Below are 19,475 nucleotides of genomic sequence, written 5' to 3'. Positions count from 1 at the left end.
TAAAAAAAGAATTAATAGCTTCCAAACTTCCGACTATTGGCATTAGATTTAATCGGAAAGTACGCTATCGGTTGAGCGGAGTGTACCATATATAAAAAAAAGAAACGAGAGCTTGATATGGAAAAAAAAACCTTAGTTTTAGTGATACTGGATGGATTTGGGCGCAGTGAACAAACAAACGGAAATGCGATAGCGCATGCAGAAAAACCTTTTTTTCAAATGGCTCTCGAAAAGTATCCGCATACATTGCTTGCCGCATCGGGAAACGCGGTTGGTTTGGCCAAAGGTCGGATTGGTAACTCGGAAGTTGGGCATCTTACGATCGGAGCCGGTAGACGTATTGAAAGCGATGCGGTGCGGATCGATACTGCAATCAAGAACGGTAAGTTTTTTTCAAATAAAATGCTCGTTAAGGCACTCAGAAAAATCAATAAAAAAAATAAGCTCCATATAATTGGATTAGTTTCAAATGGCAGAGTTCATAGCGATATTAAGCATCTTTATGCGCTTCTAAAAGCAGCAAAAGAAAATAATATTGAGCGAGTAGTTATTCATGCAATTCTTGATGGCCGCGATGTTCCCCAACGATCTGCTGAATATTTTTTAAATGAATTAGAGATATGGTGCAAAAAAAATGGCATTGGAACGATAGGTTCTCTGCATGGCAGATTTTATGCGATGGATAGAGATCAGCATTGGGATAGAACCGAGCAAAGTTATAAAATATTAACGGAGCCTCAAGAGATTCAATTTGAATCATGGCGCGCGGCTCTTGAATATTATTACGCAGAAAATATTTCTGATGAATTTGTACCGCCCACGCAACTCAAAGCGATGCGTACTATTGAACCGGATGATGGTCTTATTTTTTTCAATTTTAGGCCAGATCGCGCGCGCCAATTAACAGAACCTTTTGTTGCTCAATCGTTTTCTCATTTTTCTCGATCACGCGTATCACTTTCATTTTTTATAACGATGACGCAGTATGATAAACATAATGATACGCCATTTTTGTTTGAGCAGCTCGAAGTAAAAAACACCTTAAAAGAAGTATTGAGCGCGAGCGGAAAAAAGACGTGTGCATTAGCAGAAACTGAAAAATATGCGCACATTACCTATTTTTTTAATGGGCTCAAAGAAGAAAAATTAACCAACGAAATGCGCGTGCTCATCCCATCGCTGGGTTATCGCAGTTACGCTGACGCTCCGTGTATGTCCGCACCCGAAATTACAAAAAGAGCTTTGGAAGTATTGCAAGAAAACAAGTACGACTTTTTTTTAATAAATTATGCAAATGCTGATATGGTGGGTCATTCAGGAGATTTTAACGCGACGGTTAAAGCGATCGAGTGCCTCGATGATCAATTAAAAAAACTATGGGAAGGTGTGAAAAAGGCTCATGGAATTCTTTGCATCACTGGCGACCACGGGAATGCAGAGCAAATGATCGATCCCGAAACAGGCCATGAACAAACATCGCATACAACAAATCCTGTTTACTTTATTGCAATGAACGCTGAAAAAGAAAAAATAGATGTTTCTTGCCTTAAAGAATTAGCAGACATTGCGCCATGGATACTTAATCAAATGCACATTCGATTACCAAAAGAGATGGAGAGGAAAAAGATTGAAGATTAAGCACTCTTGGTTGAATAGAACTATTGTTGGATTTGGATTAACAAGCTTTTTTAGTGATTTTTGTTTCGAAATGACGACCCCCATTTTGCCGTTGTTTATTGAGCAACTCGTTGGTCCCGGTTATGGAGCGTTCGCGTTAGGAATTATAGAAGGGTTGTCAAACGGCTTGGCATCGATTACAAGAGTGTTATCTGGGCGCCTTGCAGATACAGTTGCTCATTACAAACCCTATCTGATTGCTGGTTACGGCATCATGCCTATTTTTGTAGGTTTGATCGGAACAGCATCGTCCGTGTGGAATGTTCTATTTTATAAAACGATTGCGTGGCTCTTTAAGGCTATGCGTGAGCCAATTCGAGATACATGGCTTTCAAAAATCGTCACATCGAAATATTATGGGCGAGCGTTTGGTTTTAATAGGGCCCTCGATAGCGCTGGGGCGATTGTAGGGCCACTACTGACATATTTTATCGTGAACAAAGTTTCATTCAGAACGATTTTTTTTATTGCAATTATTCCAGGTATTTTTTCATTATTTGCGCTCCTCGTTTTTACACGCGAAATAAAAGAGAACGAGCGAATGCGTAAATCTCCTCAACCGTGGCTGAAAGAAATAGATCAACTGCCGCCAGATTTTAAATATTTCCTTTGGGTTGTGCTTCTTTTTGGTCTTGGTAATTTTAACCAAACGCTTTTAATTTATCGCGTTCAAAAGCAGTATATGGTGATGAAAAGTTCATCAATTATTGCAAGTGGTTGGGTAATTCTATTCTATGTTTTTTTTAACATTATTCGATCATTATGCGAGTTCAGTATTGGGTCATTAAGCGATTTTGTGAATCGAAAAAAGTTATTGGCTATTTTTGGGTTCGGCGCATTCGGCCTAACAAGCATGTGCCTTATTTTTGAGCCGACGCAGGTATCACTATGGTTTCTTCTTTTTGGAATTGCGGGATTGAGCTCAGGAACGGTTAAAGCACTTAAAAAGGCGCATGCAGCAACCCTACTTCCAGAAGATGTGCGCGGAACTGGTTTCGGTATTCTGCAAGCGATAGATGGCGTTGGCGATTTTATTTCAAGTGCACTTGTTGGGGGTCTTTGGAATTTATTTTCGCCAGCAATTGGTTTTACGTATGCTGCGTGCTTAAGTTTTTGTGCGATGATTCTGTTATTGGCAAAAAAATAGCAACTACTTATAAATTATTAATTGCATAGTTCTAAATTAGTTGCGCCAGAGCTAATAATTCAGATTTTTCACTTATCATAAAATCTGGTTTTTTAATTGTGAGTTTTTCTGCGGTGCATAATCCCCAGGTGACAGCGGCACATCTAATGCTATTTTCTTTTGCCGCATCTATATCGCGGGTTTCATCCCCGATGTAAATAATATCAGACGCTTTCAGATTATGATCTTTTAATAGTTGATGGAGAATTTTTCCTTTGCCGAACAAGCTATTGCCGCCATGAATTAAATCAAAATAATCAAGATTGTGGTGCGCAAGAAATTGTTTAACATTTTCTGTTGAATTTGTGGTTACAATCCCTAGTTTTATTCCTTGAGAATGTAATTGCGAAAAAATTGAAAGGAGGTTATCAAACGGTTTAATAGATGTCATTTGGGTGCTTATTTCTTTACGAATTGCGTTAACAACAAGCGGTAATTTAATAAAGGAAATCTCAAAAGCTTGAAGCAATTCTGCACTATCTTTGCCGATTAAAGAATTAAGATTGTCTATTTTTTTGTAACCATAGTAAGAAGCATTATTATTAAGAGCTTGAAAGAGAGCTGGGAGAGAATCTGCGATGGTTCCATCGAAATCAAAAATAAGCATTTTTGTTCCCTCGGCAAATTTTGGGCCTGTTTGCTTATGATTAAAATAAAAAATACAACCAATTGTGCTCAGAATAACGACTGTAGAAAGAATCATTTTTTTAATCGAGTACATAACCGTACAAGCTCCCTATTTAATGTAAAGCTGGCCCTGCAAATTTCCACACAAGATTGACCGCTCCAAAATAGGTGAATTTATTTTGTATTCCGTTTTGATTCTGAGCTGGCACGAACCCGCAGCCGACTTGTAAAATGAAGCGCTGGTTAGAAAACCAGAGCGAGGGAATAATTGAAATTACGTTTCCGCCAGTATTTGGATCTATCATACGGTGAATTTTATCTTTGAATGAATAAAGCCCAAAAAATTCGACCAACCAATTTAGAATCCATTTATCAGATCTATATGCAATATTTTTTCCCAATCCAAACTGATATACAATCTCGTTCCCAATTTTTGTGCCTTTGTGACTTGTTGTTATAAGTGCACCGTGAGAAGTGTAGATGTACCATTGCTCGCGGACTGTTCCCACTGTCGCGCCAAAAAAGAATGACGGCGAGCCAAATGCGCGAGGTAGTTTTAACACAGGGCCGGTGGGCATAAAGAGAGTTGCAACGACAGTAAAATAATCGCTTGATCTATAGTTTCGTTTAAAATAGGGGGCATATTCATATTGAATGAACATATCTTCAATACCCGATGCGCGATTATTATTGACTTTATATTGAGGTGAAGATTCAATTAGCACAAAAATTGATGAACTATTATTAATTCCGTAAAGAATTCCTGAATTAATTTCGGTGAATTGTTCATGTTTCTTTCCAATGAACGGAATGAACATTAATCCGAGCAAATCACCACGCTGAAAAACATTTTGGCCAAATCCATAGAGTGGACCTGGGCGCTGCGAAGTTGGAAGTGCAAGATTTCCTTGCTTAATTTGGTCATTTGCTTGAAGAGCACTTACTGTTGCCCATAAAAAATAAGAACTGAGAAAACAAAAAAAAATATTTTTTTTCATCTTATGAATGCTTTTCATTACCGCTACCATTTTTTTGTGATTTACGCCGATAGTTTATACCTCATATTGGAAATAAACAAATCCATCTTCATCCCGACTTGTTTCTTTAAACCCGAAACGTGTGTAAAGCTTGATTCCAGGTGCATTGTTCGTACGTGTTACGAGGCGAATTTTTTGTGCGCCGCGTGATTTTAGATCATCAACCGCCAATTGTAGCAATTTATATCCATATCCTTTGGAACGGAAATTTTTATCTACAGCTACGAAGATAATACGTCCAATATAGAGCGATAATTTATGGTATGCAGTAAATCCAACAGGTTTTCCGTTTTCATAAATTACTTTTATCGTAAGATCACCAATATTCTCTGCGCTTTTTGATGATGCGCGATAATGCATCATATATTCGGGAGAAAAATCGGTTGAATATTCACTTACCAGCCAGTACCAATCGTTCTTGAAAATATCTAGAATGAACGATTTATCTCTATTTTCATCAAAATCTAAAATTTCAATTTTTGATTTTGCAACATAGTGATGAACTGCAATTATGCCGCCGCCAACCATAACTGAAATTGCTAGAGCAAAAGCGAGCAGGCGACTACGAGTGAATTTACTCATGAGATCCTTCATTATATTCAATGTGAGCGAGCATTAATCCATGAGCCGGCGCATTTGGAAGCGTATGCTCAGGGTTTTTCGCATTCAATATTTCTTCGATATATCTTATTGATAACTCAGGTCGCGATGAAACTTCAAGTGCTGCGCCAACCATTCTACGAATCATATACCGCAAAAATTTAGGGCCACGAACTTTAATCCGATAAACACCGAATCTTTTTATATAGTCGACCGAAATCTCATCTACTGTGCGTATGGTTGTTGGTTGTTCACCGCTGCAAAATGAACGGAAATCATGCGTCCCTACAAAAATTTGCAAAGCATCGTTTAACTTTTTTAGATCGATTTCATGCCGCATCCAAAATCCATAGCGCGCAGCAAATGGCAGTGGACGATGCAGAAAAAAATGATACCAATATTCTTTTTGTTTAACGTTTGCCTGAGGGTGGAATGATGTTGGCGCATATTCGATTGAACGAATAAGCAAATCGTTGGGCAACTTGTTATTCCAAGCCCGTTCAAGCGCATAAGGTTCTATTGAAAGTTCAGAATCAAAAATAACAACTTGCCCAAGTGCATGCACTCCAGCATCAGTGCGCGATGCGCCGATGACAGAAATTGGCCGAAAAAAAACTTCTTTAAATTTTTTTTCAAGCACATTACTAACGGCAGAGTTATTAGGCTGCTGTTGCCAACCTGAATACGCAGTGCCATCATATGCTAAAATAAATTTGTAGCGTGCCATGAAAAAATGATAAACGTTATTTTCGCATTGAAGCGCGTAATGCTTTTTTGCGCAATCTAATATGATGCGGTGTTACTTCGATCAATTCATCAGGTTGAATCCATTCCATGCAGCGTTCAAGCTCCATGAAGCGCGCTGGAGTAATCTTAATAAGATCATCAGATCCTGATGCGCGCATGTTTGTTAACTTTTTCGCTTTACATGGATTGACATCCATATCATTATCGCGGCTGTTTTCACCAACGATCATGCCTTCATAAATTTCGTCAGTAGGGCTGACAAAAAGCGTGCCCCGATCTTGTAAGTTATCGAGTGCATACGCAGTTGCAACGCCGTTATCCATCGAAACCATTGCACCTTTAGTGCGGCCAGGGATATCACCCTTGTACGGTTGATAGCCATGGAATTGAGTTGTGAATAAGCCGGTTCCGCGCGTATCGGTTAAGAACTGCGAACGGAATCCAAGAAGCCCGCGTGCTGGAATTTCAAACTCCATACGCAAGCGGCCGTTGTGCTGCTGAATAAGATTTTTAAGCTCAGCTTTCTTTTTGCCCAAGCGTTCCATAATGATCCCCTGGTATTCAGGATCAATATCGATAACAACGTATTCGATCGGTTCGCATTTTTCGCCATCGATCGTTTTATAGATAACTTCAGGCGCAGAAAGTTGGAATTCGAAGCCTTCGCGGCGCATATTTTCAAATAAAATGCCCAAGTGCAGTTGGCCGCGTCCTGAAACTTTAAAGGTTTCGGGCGAATCTGTTGGCTCAACGCGCAATGCGACGTTAATTTTTAGCTCTTTTTCAAGGCGATCTTTGATTTGGCGAGAGGTTAGAAGTTTTCCATCTCTGCCGCTAAATGGGGAATCGTTTACCGAAACGAAGACAGATAAGGTCGGTTCATCGATAGAAACGTATGGGTATGGGTGCGGCTGATCAAGCTGGCAAAGAGTCATACCAATAGTTACGGGTTCGTTAAATCCAGTTACTGCCACGATTTGGCCGTAGCTTACTTCCGGTGTTTCTTTTCTTTGAAGACCATGGAATGTATAAATTTTTGTAATTCTTGTTGGCTTGCTGATCGTAGTATCTTTGCAGCAAACAATATCTTGGCCAACTTTCATCGAACCACTGAAAACCCGCCCGATAGCAACAATTCCCAGGAAGTCTGAATAATCTAAGCTGGTAACAAGCATTTGCAAGTAATCGGCATACGGTTTTGGAGCCGGAACGTTTTTGATAATTGCATCAAAAAGAGGGTTCATATCGCCTGAGCGAGCCGATTTGTCGTAACCAGCAAAACCGAGCTTAGATGAACCATAAAGCAATGGAAAATCAAGTTGGGAAGAATCGGTGGCTAAATCGAGAAACAGATCGTGCACCGCATTTTCGGTGTGATCAATATTTGCATCGGGACGGTCAATTTTATTGATAAGAACGATCGGCTTCAGGTTCAGTTCAAGCGCTTTACGCAAAACGAAACGGGTTCCTGGAAGAACACCCTCAGCTGCATCTACGAGAAGTAAAAAGCCTTCAACCATTTGCAATGTACGCTCAACCTCACCACCAAAGTCGGTATGTCCTGGGGTATCAACGATATTGATATTGTAATCGTTATAATAGATACCGGTTTGTTTTGCCAAAATGGTAATACCACGTTCTTTTTCAATGGCGTTTGAGTCCATAACGCGGTCCGTTTGCATGTCGGTCAAAGTGCCCGATTGGCGCAAGAGTTTATCAACCAGGGTAGTTTTACCATGGTCAACGTGAGCAATAATTGCAATATTACGAATTTTTGAAGCTGACATAATCGTTGTGTTCTTATGTAAAAAAAGGGTAAAAAATGAGTTTTTTGATTCTATTTATAATTGTAAATTGATCTTAAGAAATTGTCTAGCGGGCGTTTTTCGGCCAACCCGTAAAGTGGCAATTTTTAGATAGTTTTTAATTCTGAAGTTTGAAATAGTGGGATTGCGCAAGTATTTTGATCATAGATTCTTTTTTTGAAAGACTGTGACCGTTCCTATTAGCAACAGAGCACAATAGCAGAGAATGTAGGTTGTAGCAAAAAATAATTGTGAATAATTTATTGGTAGCTCATACATCACGTTCGATTGAATGTTAAGAAGATCCAAATCTGGCATTAAATAATAAAATGCAAAGCAAGCAGCGCGCGCAATCCCAGTTGTTTTTTGTTCGATTATCACGATCCAAGAATGATTAAGAAGGCAAATCAGATATGATCCCAGAAGTGCTGCATAGCACCAATAAAGTGAAAGAAGTGTGCTCCAAAAATATGCAAAAGAAATAAGAAATACTCCTTCAAGAGCGTGTGCACAAAATACGGGCCATAAGTAAAAAAACCAAACATTCGTTTGATGATGTAAAAAAAGAATTGATGCCAAAAAAAATAGAAACGCAGTGGCAATCATCAGCATACATAATGCGCCAAAAGCACCAATGATGAATTCAGCCCGCGAGCATCCACTCGTTAAAAACCAATGATAAAAATGAGTGTGCTCTAGCCGGTGCAAATAATTCAATACAAAAATAAGAACAAACAAGATTGAAAAAAGATGATAAGCGCCGCAGCAAAAATCTATAAGCACTTTCGTATGCCCGCTCACAATAAGCGTTGTTAAAAAATAACCTATCAAATATAGTGATGTGCATACGGCAGATGCAAATGAAGTAATTCTATGGTGCCACATATCGTTGAGCGTGTACTGAATACTTACTAACGTTGGATGCATACGATATTTTTTTTGCCGCAAACAACAACCGGCTCGGGGAGCGTTTGTGCAAGATCCTCGATTTGCTCAATTAATTGTTCTATTGCTTTTTTTCTATCGTGAGCCGATAGTGATCGTGTGGAAAATTCATGGGCAAGCGAAGCGACATTATTAAAAATATTGCCCACATGAAGATGCATTTGATCTTTATTTTCTCGTTCAAGAATCGCTCTTCCAATATTTGCTATAATGCACAGTAAGTGCCGAAGCCAATTGGGCTTTGGTTTTTGCACCATTTGATCATCGATGTGTTCGATAATTTCGCGCTGTTCATTTTCATTATAAAGTGGAACGGGAAAATACATCACTGGCCGTTCACTGAGTGAATGAGAAGCGCGCGAGGCGGTATAATTTTTTGAAGAGAAAAAGCAGCAAGCGATCAATACAACGTAATGTATCTTCATTCTCCAGCTCCTGAGCCAAAACTATTTTATGCTGCAGAAAGACTAAAAAAATGATCGCAAAACAGTCAACTTTTTTAAATATACACCAGCAAATTATTTTTTTGGGGCGTTCGTTTTTTCGTGCGTTACCAGAACTTGAGAAACTCGTCGAGGGCTCGCTTTCTGAACTTGGAAAGTATACGATTTATAAACAATCGATTCACCTTTTTTAGGTAAATGCTGTAATTGGTAAGTTAAAAACCCGCCGAGTGTAACGACATCTTCTTCATATTCAAAAGTGATATGCAAAACTTTTGCGAGCGATTCAAGATCGACTGCGCCATCAACAATCCAGCCGCCTTTTTCGTGCGGAATAATTTTTTCTGTAATTGGTTCGTATTCATCGCTAATATCGCCGACGATTTCTTCAAGCACGTCTTCAAGCGTCACCAAGCCGGTAATAATGCCGTGCTCATTAAGAACGATTGCAATATGTTTGCGTTGCTCTCTAAATTCGCGCAGCAATTGATTAATGCGCATCGTATCAGGAACAAAAAGAATTGGGCGAACAAGCTCGGTTAGTGATTTTTCTTCACCTTTGGACATTACCACAAAAACATCTTTTTGGTGAATCATGCCAATAATATTATCTGCTGTCCCATCATAAATAGGAAAGCGAGAGAACTGATATTTTGAAAACGTTTCTACCGCTTTTTTGAGTGGAGTATCTGCGTTGATCATTACGATATCGCTTGCAGGAACCATAATTTCGCGTACCGATTTACTGCCAAGCTTAAAAATACTTTGAAGCATTTCAGTTTTTTCACGCTCCATCAATCCTTTTTCATTAATATAATCGATCAAAAAGCGTACTTCATGTTCAGAAGTAACCGATTCACTCGGCTCCGAAGATCCACCAAAGAAAGCAATGATGCTCGATGAAAATTTAAGGAGAAAAGTTACCAGCGGATAGAAAAGATAGAAAATAAAGTTAGTGAACCACATGGTGGATGGGAGCAATGCTGCACCATGAACTTTGGCCATGTTTTTAGGAATAACTTCCCCAAAAATTAAAATGGCGATCGTAGCAATACCAATTCCAAGCGAAAAGCCAAGGCTACCAGAAAGATTAAGGTGCGCAAAAATCCGCTCCATAACGTTTGTAATTAATGCGGCGGCAGTGACGTTTGCGATATTATTTGCAATTAATATGGTAATAAGAACCTGATGTGGATTCTCTTCGAGTGTTGCCATGAGTGTTCTGTAGCGAGATGAAGTACTGCTTGCAAGTTCTTTAAGCTTAAAAAGACGCAGTGCCGTAATACTCGTTTCAAGGAAAGAAAATATTGCACAAAAAATGAGCGCAATAATAAAACCGATTATTTCGGTATACATTAGATGATCAAAGAGCGAAGGAGGTTCCATAAATCAAAAGGTCCTTAAATTAATACAATTGTTTTCATTACTAAATATGTTGTTTTCTAGTCATTGGGCATATTATCAAAATCTTTATCCAAATTCTCAAACTCTTTATCGAAAAATGTTTGGAGCTTTTTGCTACGAGATGGATGGCGGAGTTTGCGCAATGCCTTGACCTCGATTTGGCGAATACGTTCACGAGTAACGGAAAAATCCTTACCTACTTCTTCGAGCGTATGCTCAGAAGCTACATCGATACCAAAACGCATTTTAATGACTTTTTCTTCACGTGGTGTAAGTGTTTTGAGAACTTCGCGCACACGCTCTTTTAAATCATTACTTGCGACCGTATCTGCAGGAGAGAAATCGTTTTCGTTTTCAATAAAGTCTTTAATGAACGCATCTTCACTATCACCAACGGGTGTTTCAAGAGAGATAGGTTCCTTAGAGATTTTGATAATGTTTTTAATTTTCTTTTCATCAATATTGAGTTCTTTAGCAAGTTCGGCGTGAGATGGTTCGCGGCCGTGTTCTTGGATAAAGACGCGCTTGATTTTATTAATTTTATTAAGCGTTTCAACCATATGTACCGGTACGCGAATTGTACGCGACTGATCTGCTATTGCACGAGTAATTGCTTGGCGAATCCACCAAGTTGCATAGGTAGAAAATTTAAATCCGCGCTCAAAGTCGAATTTTTCAACCGCGCGCATTAAACCGATGTTTCCCTCTTGGATTAAATCTAAGAATGGGAGGCCTTTATTGATATATTTCTTTGCGATGTTTACAACGAGGCGCAAGTTTGCTTTTGCAAGATCATCTTTTGCTCGTTTATCTTTATCAAGGCCGGCTTGGAGCTGATTATAATTTTTCTCAATTTGCTCCTGGCTGATACCCATTTCGCCTTCAACTTTTTTAATCGTTTTAAATCCGCCGCGGATGATGCGCTCAATTTCTTCTCTTTGCGCAATTTGTTCAGCAGAAGGATGTTCAGGATGAGCAAGCGATTTTAAATCGTTTTCAGCGAGCGCTATTTCAGCTTTTTTCTCTTCGATTTTGAGCATCGCTTTTTCAATCCGTTTTGCGAGCTTGCGAATGAGCTTATTAGAGATCTTGATCGTTTGAATGGTTTTGCTGATCTCTTCTTTGTTTTCTTTTACCTTATCAAGCATCTCTTTTTTTTGTGCAGGGTCGGCAAGTTTAGCTCGATAACTGCGATAGATTTGCTCTTCGTTGCCTATTAAGTTTTTTACTTCAAGCAAAATAGAAAGAAGTGCCATTTTTTCTTCTTCAATTTTGGGAAGATTTTCTTGGTCAAACTCAGAGAACTGAATAATATCTTTGAGTGGAAGCGTATTGCGTTGTAATTTATCCGCGATATTTACCAACTCTTTATGAATAAACGGAAATTTTGAAATAGAGGCGATCGCTTCACTTTTGCCAAGCGCAATCTGATCCGCAATTACTTTCTCTGTTTTTTTGTTGAGCAACGGAATTTTACCAATATCACGTAAATAACATTTTACGCCATCGGTCAATTGTGCTGAAGAGGCTGTTTCTTTAACAACTAATTTATCTTCCTCTTCTTCTGCTTCGTCTTCATCTTCTTGGCCAGATTCTTCTTCTTCGGTGTCAATTTCTATTTGTGCATCAAAGGTACCTGGAAGCGCAGCAGGAACAAGTTCATCTTTTGGAAGATCTTCAATATAAGCGTCCGAAACTTCTTCTTGCATGATAAGTTCTACGCCCTCTTGAGGAAGAACGCGCATAAGTTCTGAAAGCTCTTTATCAGAAAGTTGGTAGCGCTGTCTGAACTCAATCAGTTCTTCATAGGTAAGAGCACCAATTTTCTTCCCTTTTTCAAGGATGGTAGAAAATATTTCATCTTTCAGATCAATTTCCGGAGCTGAACTTGGCTTTGCAGGAGCTTTTTTTGTCGGCTTCGCAGGTTGTTTTGCTACCGGTTTAGTTGGCGCGGGAGGAGTTGCTGCAAGGACCGGTTTGACTGCTGGAGCAGTAGGTTTTTTTTCTTGTGGTTTTGCAACTGGAGCTGGCGCAGGTTTTTTTTGAGTAACGGGTGCAGCAGCTTTTTTAATTTTAGGGGCAACGGCAGGTTTTGCTATTTGTTTCTTTTTAGCTTGCGGCTTTTTAGGAGCGGGAGCCGATTTTTTTGCCGGGGCAAGTTTGCTGAGCGCTCGTGCAATAGTACTTGTAGCCGCGCGCAATACTTTTGCGGCAACCGAGCTTTTTTTAACTTGTACGATCTTCTTAGATTTAGAAGATGTTGTCTTTTTGACTGCTTTTTTAATCATATAAGGCCCCTGCTGACAAGTTTTTGTTTCAGCTCTTGAAAATGAGTTAAAATTTTTTGAACGCCCGGTTCGTCGTTTTCTTGCTTTGCTCGATTTAATTTGATTTTAGTATCTGTTACGAACGATTTCCAGTTTTTCTTTTGAAATTGTGTGAGCAAATAATCAAAATTCTCTGGTCCGTCGTATTCATGACACTCAAGAAGCAGCTGACTCATTAATACTTTCTCCTGATCAGATAAATGTTCAAAAAAAAGTGAAAAATCCACCGGTTCGCTTTCTTTTCTTAATAATTGCAGTTTTATCAGAAGATCGCGCACGGGTGGCGTTGCATATTCGGTCAGGTACTCTTCATCTTCGTTTTTTAACAAATTCATGTTATTTATTATAACAGAAAATAATTTTTTTTCCAAGAGAGGTACTTCTTTAAGTGCGATTGCCAGCGAGGATGGGCTATGCCGAGGGGTATCAGATTCTGGCAGACCGTTTGGGGCGCTGGTGCTAGAAAAATTGCCCTGCCGCTGGGCTTCGCTTGCCAATGCTTGAAATGGTATGTCGCAGGTCTTTGCAACCCTCTGGAGCAGAATGTCCTTTTTGAGGGGATCTTCCACTGTTCCTATAATCTGAATAAGCTCGCGAATCGTGTCCATTTTTTCATGGAGGGTTTTGTTAATAAACCCGGAGCCGACCGTATCTACAAAGAAAATGAAAATATCGTGCGCTGCAGCAGCCAACGGGGCTAAGTTCCCGCCCTTGCGCAGGAACGAATCAGGATCTTCTTTTTTAGGCAATTCAATGACGCGCAGCTCCAAATTTACCTGCCAACAAAGCTGGGTTAGGCGCAGCATTGCTTTTTTACCCGCATCATCACCATCGTAAAGAACGAAAACTTGTTGAGCGTATCGAGAAAGCAGCTTTAGTTGTTCTGGGGTGCAGGCGGTTCCAAGCGTAGCTACCGTATTAAGAAAACCGTACTGCGCCATCATGAGGCAGTCCATGTACCCTTCAACTAAATAAACACCATTGTGAGCTTGAATCTCTTTTTTTGCTAAATCGAATCCAAAAAGAAGGGAGCCTTTTGAAAAATAGGGGCTTTCCTTACAATTATAATATTTTGGTCGTTCGTCATTCTGTCTAAAAATTCTTCCGCCAAAACCGCAGCGGCGCCCCATCGGGTCCGCAATAGGGAAAATTATCCGATCTGCAAGCGGAGAATAATACATTCCTTTACTTTCGGAGACGACGTTTGTTGTCAGAAGATCTTGCGCCATAAAATGATGCTGGCGGATCACGTCGATTAAATCTTTAATAGCTTGTGGTGATTGAGGAAAATAACCAATTTTAAATCGCTCAATTGTTTCATCATTTATTGAACGTTGTTTGATGTACGCAAGTGCATCTTTATTTTTTTTTAGCTGTTCGTGGCACCATTGTGCAATTAAATTGCATAGAAGCCAATATCGTTTTTTTTCGTCAGTTTTTTGATGCGCAGCTTCTTTATTATAGCTCAAATATTCTTGCGGTATTTGAATATTATAGCGCTCCGCTAAATACTGCGCCGCTTCCAATTGCGTGCATTGCTCGGCTTTTGCAATGAACGAAATCACATCGCCGCCAGAGTGACATCCAAAGCAATAATAAATTTCTTTATGCGGACTTACGGTAAATGATGCAGTTTTTTCATGATGGAAAGGGCAGTTTCCTTTTAAATAAAGTCCTGCTTTTTTCAAACTTGCATATTCACTGACCACATCAATTATCGAAACATGACCTTTAATGAAATTGAAAAGGCTCATAGTGCTTTCGCTTCATGCCCGCAAGAAGTAATCCAACCGATGTTAGACACATAATCAGAGCAATCCATTGATTAATTGAAAAAAAAGGAAGAAAGGGCATTGGTACAATAATGTGATCTTCTCTAAAGAAATCTACAAAAAACCGCTCTGCTGTTACAAGCGCTACGTACCAAAGTGCGAGCACGCCGGGTGTACGTACCCGTTTTTGCAAAATGGCATAGAGAAAAAGAAAAATAAAAAACAGAAGCGCAGAACTATATAATTGCGATGGATGGCGCATGCATACGTTTCCATACTCATCGGCAATAGAAATGCCGACAAACAATCTGGTTGGCAGGCCAAAGCAACATCCAGCAAAAAAGCATCCTATGCGCGCAATACTTTGCAAGAGCGGTGCATAAAGAGCTGCTAGATCAAGTAACTGCCACTTATCAATTGAGTATTTTTTTAAATACCAAGGAATCACCGCAATCACGCTGAGGATGCTTCCCAAAATTGAAAAACCTCCGTGCCAAAACTCGATAAACTCAAAAGGATGTTCAAAAAGGTGCCAATTAGTGAGCGCAAAAAGAATTTTGCCGCCCACAATTGCAGCAATAATTCCCCGGATCAGCAGCATTATAAAAAGATCGGTCGTTAAAATTTTTTCGCGGCGGGGATCATTGAGTGCTAAAAGGCTAAAAATAATTAACCCAAGCGCAATCATCGCGCCGTACGAGTGAATAGAAATTGGACCGTAAATATGAATGAGTGTTGGGTACATAGATCTTTTAGATAGTAAGCGGTTGGTGTATCTTTACCCAAGTGTATCATAAACGCTGCCATAATGAAGAGAACGATTGGGGATTTAGTATGAATAAAAGCGATCTTATACCATTTTTGCGACATTCCGCGTATCAATTACGGGTCGATTCCCTCCAAGCAACCACGCAAGCCGGCTCAGGACATCCTACCTCTTGTCTTTCAGCTGCAGATATTGTCGCCGTACTCTTTTTTTATGCGATGCATTTCGATCCAAAAAACCATGCAAATCCGAATAACGATAGGTTCATTTTATCTAAAGGGCATGCGGCACCGCTCCTTTATTCGGTTTGGAAAGAATTGGGAGTTCTGAGCGAAAAAGAATTGCTGATGATGCGCAGTTTTGGATCAAAGCTTGAAGGGCACCCTGTTCCTCGTTTTGAATGGGTTGATGCACCCACGGGTTCACTCGGGCAAGGGCTTTCTATAGGGCTTGGAATGGGATTGCGCGCTAAAAAAACAAACCGTTCTTTTTATACGTATGTTTTGATGGGTGATTCCGAAGTAGCAGAAGGATCAGTTTGGGAAGCGGCAGAGTTGGGAAATTTCTATAAGCTCGATAATGTTATTGGTATTATCGATGTTAATCGATTGGGGCAAACTGCAGAAACAATCGAAGGGGATAAATTAGAAGAGCATGCAAAAAAGTGGCGTGCATTCGGATGGAATACCCATAAAATCGATGGTCATTCTATCGATGAAATTATCAAAGCATGCGATACGTCTCGCATTCCAAATGGCCAACCAACTATGATTCTTGCGCACACCTTCAAGGGATATGGCATTAACGAAGTTGAAAATAAGAACGGTTTTCACGGAAAAGCGTTTAAAAAAGATGAGCTTCTTGGTTTATTAGATGAATTGAAAAAAAGATTTGCTGGTGATGTGCAAAAACCAATCTATAGCTGGAAGCCGCAATTGCCAGAAAAATCTAAGCACGTTTCTGAAAATAAAAAAATTAATTTGGAAAAACCTAGATATACAATAGGACAATTAATCGCCACGCGAAAAGCGTTCGGACAAGCGTTAGCTGCAGCAGGAAAACATAACGACAACATCATGAGTTTTGATGCTGAAGTAAAAAACTCAACTTTTGCAGAGATTTTTGAGAAAGATTTTCCTGATAGATTTGTGCAATGTTTTATAGCTGAACAAAATATGGTAGGTATGGCGGTTGGCGCACAAACGCGGGGTGCAGTGCCGTTTGTTTCTACTTTTGGTTGTTTTTTCACGCGTGCATTTGATCAATTACGAATGGCAGCAATAGGAAATTGTCCATTACGGCTCATCGGATCGCATGCCGGCGTTTCAATTGGTCAAGATGGGCCTTCTCAAATGGCGCTTGAGGATATTGCGATGATGCGAAGCTTGCCCGGCTCTATTGTTTTGTATCCATGTGATGCGGTGAGCACTTGGAAACTTGTTGAACTTATGGCAAACCATCACGAATCGATCAGTTATTTAAGAACAACACGCGGAGAAACGCCGGTAATTTATCAAGCAGATGATAAATTCGAAATTGGTGGATGCCGAATCTTAAAGCAAAGCGAAAACGATCAAGCGTGCATTGTTGCTGCAGGAATTACGGTTTTTGAAGCGCTAAAAGCGTACGAAGCTTTAAAGAAAACAGGCGTTTACGTTTCGGTCATCGATCTTTATAGCGTGAAACCATTGGCAGAAGATGTGCTTAAAAAAGTAGGAAAAAAATCTGGTGGGCGTATTATTACCGTTGAAGATCATTATCTTTCGGGCGGTATTGGTGAGGCGGTGTGCTTTGCATTACGCAATGAAGATATCGCTATTGAATGCTTGGCCGTTACTCAACTAGCAAGATCGGGAAAACCTGAAGAACTTTTAGATTTTGAAAAGATCAATGCGATTGCAATTGAGCAATGCGTAAAAAAGCTTATAAAATAAGGCTTATTTGGCTTTGTACCCTAGGTGAGCTATAATTACCCTTAGAGGGATAATTATATGAAAAAAATAAGCATCGTTTTTAGTTTACTTGTTTTAAATTTCTATAGTTTAAAAGCTATGGAAACTAATACGGAAGAAAAATTTGAATTAGACCATGATGTTCTTAGTTTTATCGATCTTGGTAAAAAAATGCTTGAACCTAAGAAAACTTCTGAATCTAAAACAAATAATAGTAGAAAAAAAAGAGTCGTAGAAAAAGAGCCACATGTGCGGATTTATGAGCTGCAGCAAGAAATACGAGCGGCATTAGCTGAAAAGAATTTTAAAGAACCTTCTTTTCTAAAAGATATAGATTCTCTCAAACTTGGGCCTACCAATAATGCAGCGATGATAAATTATCAGAAGGGACTCATCACGGGACAAGAATGTTTGAAGAAAGGATTAGATGATCAATGGGGTTCGCTGTCATCACCTGGGCAGGAACACATTGAAAAGATGATCTCGAATATTAAACATCTTCAAATTGATATGCTGAAAGAACAAGAAAAGAAAAAAAGATTTGAGAATGAGAAAGAGGAATCGAGGAGAGCGCAGGTTCTATTACAACAAAAGGAAGAAATAGAGAGAAAAAAAACTCTACAGTTAATCATTGTGCCAATGCGAATTTCATTTAAAAGCGATCTTGTAAAAGCCGCAAAATTTCACGAACAAAAAGTTAGGCCATACATCGAGCTATTTGAGCGTATCAGTAATAGCGATTTCCACTATAATCAAATGGAAAAAAGGGAAAAAGAAGAAATTAAAGAAATGCTACGCCGCAGCGAATTTTATAAATTAAGAGAGAAACGTATTGTCTATGCCAATTATCCTTTCTTCTGGCGATGTATTTATTTTTCGAGAATTGCAAAATTAGATGAACAACTCAGTGCACATCGGCCATTTGCTTAAAAACGCCGAGGCGTTTCTGCTTCAGAAAATAAAATAGGAATTTTATTTCTCTTCAGCCGCAGAATCATCGGCTCGCAATTTTGTATCGGAAGTGGCACTTGGTCGAGCGTTGCTAAAATATCTGGCAATGCAAGGACGAACGTCGACAATATGAATGAAAGATGGAATGGCCCCACTCCATCAAATCGTACTTTTACTTGCAAAAGATTTTCGCATGGTTCAAATTTGCGTCCAGAAAAAAGTGGAATGCTTGAACGTTGAGGATCATCGATATGGTATCCAAAACGTTGCATGTCGCCGATCTGAATCATATCGTAGGTAGAATAGAGCGAATAGATTTTTTTAAAATAACGTGATTTTACATATTGAGCTGTCTCAACCTGAACAGGAACGGCAAGCATCACCAATTTGTCGATAATAATCGGATCTTGTGGATCGTTTACAACTTCTAAATTGAGCGCTACGTTGCCACCGTGGCTATGTGTTATCAAACAGATGGCCGGCTGTGCCCCATATTTTTCACGGTAAGCTGCACATATTTTTTTTAAATCTCGCAGCAAAGATCGCGCAGCATTAATTCTTGCACGAGAACTTAAAACACCTGTCCAACTTAAAATATAAAAATGTTCGTGGTTAAATTCGCAAGGGGCGGCTTTGCATAGTCGATTAACGATCAACTTTCTATAAAGATAGTCGTTTGGTAGATCGGAAGCTAAATAAACGCCTTCTTCTTGGGCTGTCATACTTTTAAACATTTTATTGAACCAGAAATGGGTTCCATGTACCCAAACAGTAATGCGAGGTGCGGTTGGTTGGGCGATAGGCAGATCAATAACGTCACTTTTTGAACTTGTTGCTATAACATCTTGCGTTGCAGATGGTTCTTCTTTGAGATGCATTTTATCTCTGCTAGTTTCACATCCGGAGAATGAAAGTGAAAGAAGTGCGGCGATAAGAAGATGTGTAGATAAAAGGTTTTTATTGCTCATTAAAGCACCTTTACAGTTATATTCACACTTCAAGTTTAGCCGATCGAGGAGCAAAGGACAAAGGGTTTTGCTTGCCGATTTAATCGGCCAGAAAGCATTTGTGCGAGAATCTGAGTGGAAAAGTATCGATGTTTCCAACCTCTTTTGCTGTATTTCTCCCATTCCGCTTTTTTCACAACTATAAAAATATGAAAATGACTCGGATTGCTTTCTTGCTTTGTTTCTTTATACTGAAAAATGCCTATTGCCTCGGTAAATCCAATAGTTT

General features: G+C 39.4%; 16 protein-coding genes. 4 read left to right on the top strand and 12 right to left on the bottom strand.

Annotated elements, in window-relative coordinates; all coding sequences use genetic code 11:
* The first annotated feature begins 117 nt into the window (after window positions 1-117).
* Both gpmI and VHO47_04540 read left to right on the top strand, forming a co-directional pair.
* Window positions 118-1,638 carry a 2,3-bisphosphoglycerate-independent phosphoglycerate mutase gene (gene gpmI / locus VHO47_04545; protein ID HEX2978360.1) on the top strand — a complete coding sequence of 507 codons (1,521 nt, stop codon included), beginning with the start codon at window positions 118-120 and terminating at the stop codon, window positions 1,636-1,638.
* Window positions 1,628-2,824: an MFS transporter gene (locus VHO47_04540; GenBank protein ID HEX2978359.1), complete on the top strand. Its 1,197-nt coding sequence runs from the start codon at window positions 1,628-1,630 to the stop codon at window positions 2,822-2,824. Before gpmI ends, VHO47_04540 begins: the two co-directional genes overlap by 11 nt.
* A 31-nt stretch (window positions 2,825-2,855) precedes the next feature.
* Here VHO47_04540 and VHO47_04535 read toward each other — a convergent pair whose 3' ends face one another.
* The 11 genes from VHO47_04535 to VHO47_04485 form a co-directional block, all read right to left on the bottom strand.
* Window positions 2,856-3,584, bottom strand: a complete 729-nt coding sequence (locus VHO47_04535) for an HAD-IA family hydrolase (GenBank protein HEX2978358.1) — start codon at window positions 3,582-3,584, stop codon at window positions 2,856-2,858.
* Between the two features lie 19 nt (window positions 3,585-3,603).
* Window positions 3,604-4,488 (bottom strand): hypothetical protein, encoded by an 885-nt coding sequence (locus VHO47_04530; GenBank protein HEX2978357.1) that lies wholly within the window; start codon window positions 4,486-4,488, stop codon window positions 3,604-3,606.
* A gap of 54 nt (window positions 4,489-4,542) precedes the next feature.
* Complete coding sequence (locus VHO47_04525; GenBank protein HEX2978356.1) at window positions 4,543-5,109, bottom strand: GNAT family N-acetyltransferase; 567 nt, start codon at window positions 5,107-5,109, stop codon at window positions 4,543-4,545.
* On the bottom strand, window positions 5,102-5,854 hold the full coding sequence (truA, locus tag VHO47_04520; protein ID HEX2978355.1) for a tRNA pseudouridine(38-40) synthase TruA: 753 nt from the start codon (window positions 5,852-5,854) through the stop codon (window positions 5,102-5,104). Before truA ends, VHO47_04525 begins: the two co-directional genes overlap by 8 nt.
* Before the next feature lie 16 nt (window positions 5,855-5,870).
* Window positions 5,871-7,661: a translational GTPase TypA gene (gene typA, locus VHO47_04515; GenBank protein HEX2978354.1), complete on the bottom strand. Its 1,791-nt coding sequence runs from the start codon at window positions 7,659-7,661 to the stop codon at window positions 5,871-5,873.
* Between the two features lie 180 nt (window positions 7,662-7,841).
* On the bottom strand, window positions 7,842-8,606 hold the full coding sequence (locus VHO47_04510) for a hypothetical protein (protein ID HEX2978353.1): 765 nt from the start codon (window positions 8,604-8,606) through the stop codon (window positions 7,842-7,844).
* A complete protein-coding gene (locus tag VHO47_04505; GenBank protein ID HEX2978352.1) occupies window positions 8,591-9,049 on the bottom strand; it encodes a hypothetical protein in 459 nt (152 codons plus the stop codon). Before VHO47_04505 ends, VHO47_04510 begins: the two co-directional genes overlap by 16 nt.
* Before the next feature lie 93 nt (window positions 9,050-9,142).
* Entirely contained in the window at window positions 9,143-10,453 is a 1,311-nt protein-coding gene (locus VHO47_04500; GenBank protein ID HEX2978351.1) for a hemolysin family protein, read from the bottom strand.
* A 56-nt stretch (window positions 10,454-10,509) separates the two neighbouring features.
* Window positions 10,510-12,759, bottom strand: coding sequence for an RNA polymerase sigma factor RpoD (gene rpoD / locus VHO47_04495; protein ID HEX2978350.1), 2,250 nt, complete (start codon window positions 12,757-12,759; stop codon window positions 10,510-10,512).
* Window positions 12,756-14,552 (bottom strand): DNA primase, encoded by a 1,797-nt coding sequence (dnaG, locus tag VHO47_04490; GenBank protein ID HEX2978349.1) that lies wholly within the window; start codon window positions 14,550-14,552, stop codon window positions 12,756-12,758. Before dnaG ends, rpoD begins: the two co-directional genes overlap by 4 nt.
* The gene (locus VHO47_04485) at window positions 14,530-15,315 is read right to left on the bottom strand and encodes a prolipoprotein diacylglyceryl transferase family protein (GenBank protein HEX2978348.1); all 786 of its coding nucleotides are present in this window, start codon (window positions 15,313-15,315) and stop codon (window positions 14,530-14,532) included. Before VHO47_04485 ends, dnaG begins: the two co-directional genes overlap by 23 nt.
* Before the next feature lie 89 nt (window positions 15,316-15,404).
* Between VHO47_04485 and VHO47_04480 the strand changes: the two genes are divergently transcribed.
* Window positions 15,405-17,270 (top strand): transketolase, encoded by a 1,866-nt coding sequence (locus tag VHO47_04480; protein HEX2978347.1) that lies wholly within the window; start codon window positions 15,405-15,407, stop codon window positions 17,268-17,270.
* Window positions 17,271-17,327: 57 nt separating this feature from the next.
* Complete coding sequence (locus VHO47_04475) at window positions 17,328-18,218, top strand: hypothetical protein (GenBank protein ID HEX2978346.1); 891 nt, start codon at window positions 17,328-17,330, stop codon at window positions 18,216-18,218.
* Here the strand turns inward: VHO47_04475 and VHO47_04470 are convergent.
* Window positions 18,215-19,207 (bottom strand): hypothetical protein, encoded by a 993-nt coding sequence (locus VHO47_04470; protein HEX2978345.1) that lies wholly within the window; start codon window positions 19,205-19,207, stop codon window positions 18,215-18,217. The genes VHO47_04475 and VHO47_04470 overlap by 4 nt on opposite strands.
* Between the last annotated feature and the right edge of the window lie 268 nt (window positions 19,208-19,475).

Source organism: Candidatus Babeliales bacterium, assembly GCA_036260945.1.
Taxonomy (GTDB): domain Bacteria; phylum Babelota; class Babeliae; order Babelales; family JACPOV01; genus JACPOV01.
The sequence above is the reverse complement of the archived record's forward strand: the minus strand, read 5'-3'. Positions and strand labels throughout refer to the sequence as shown.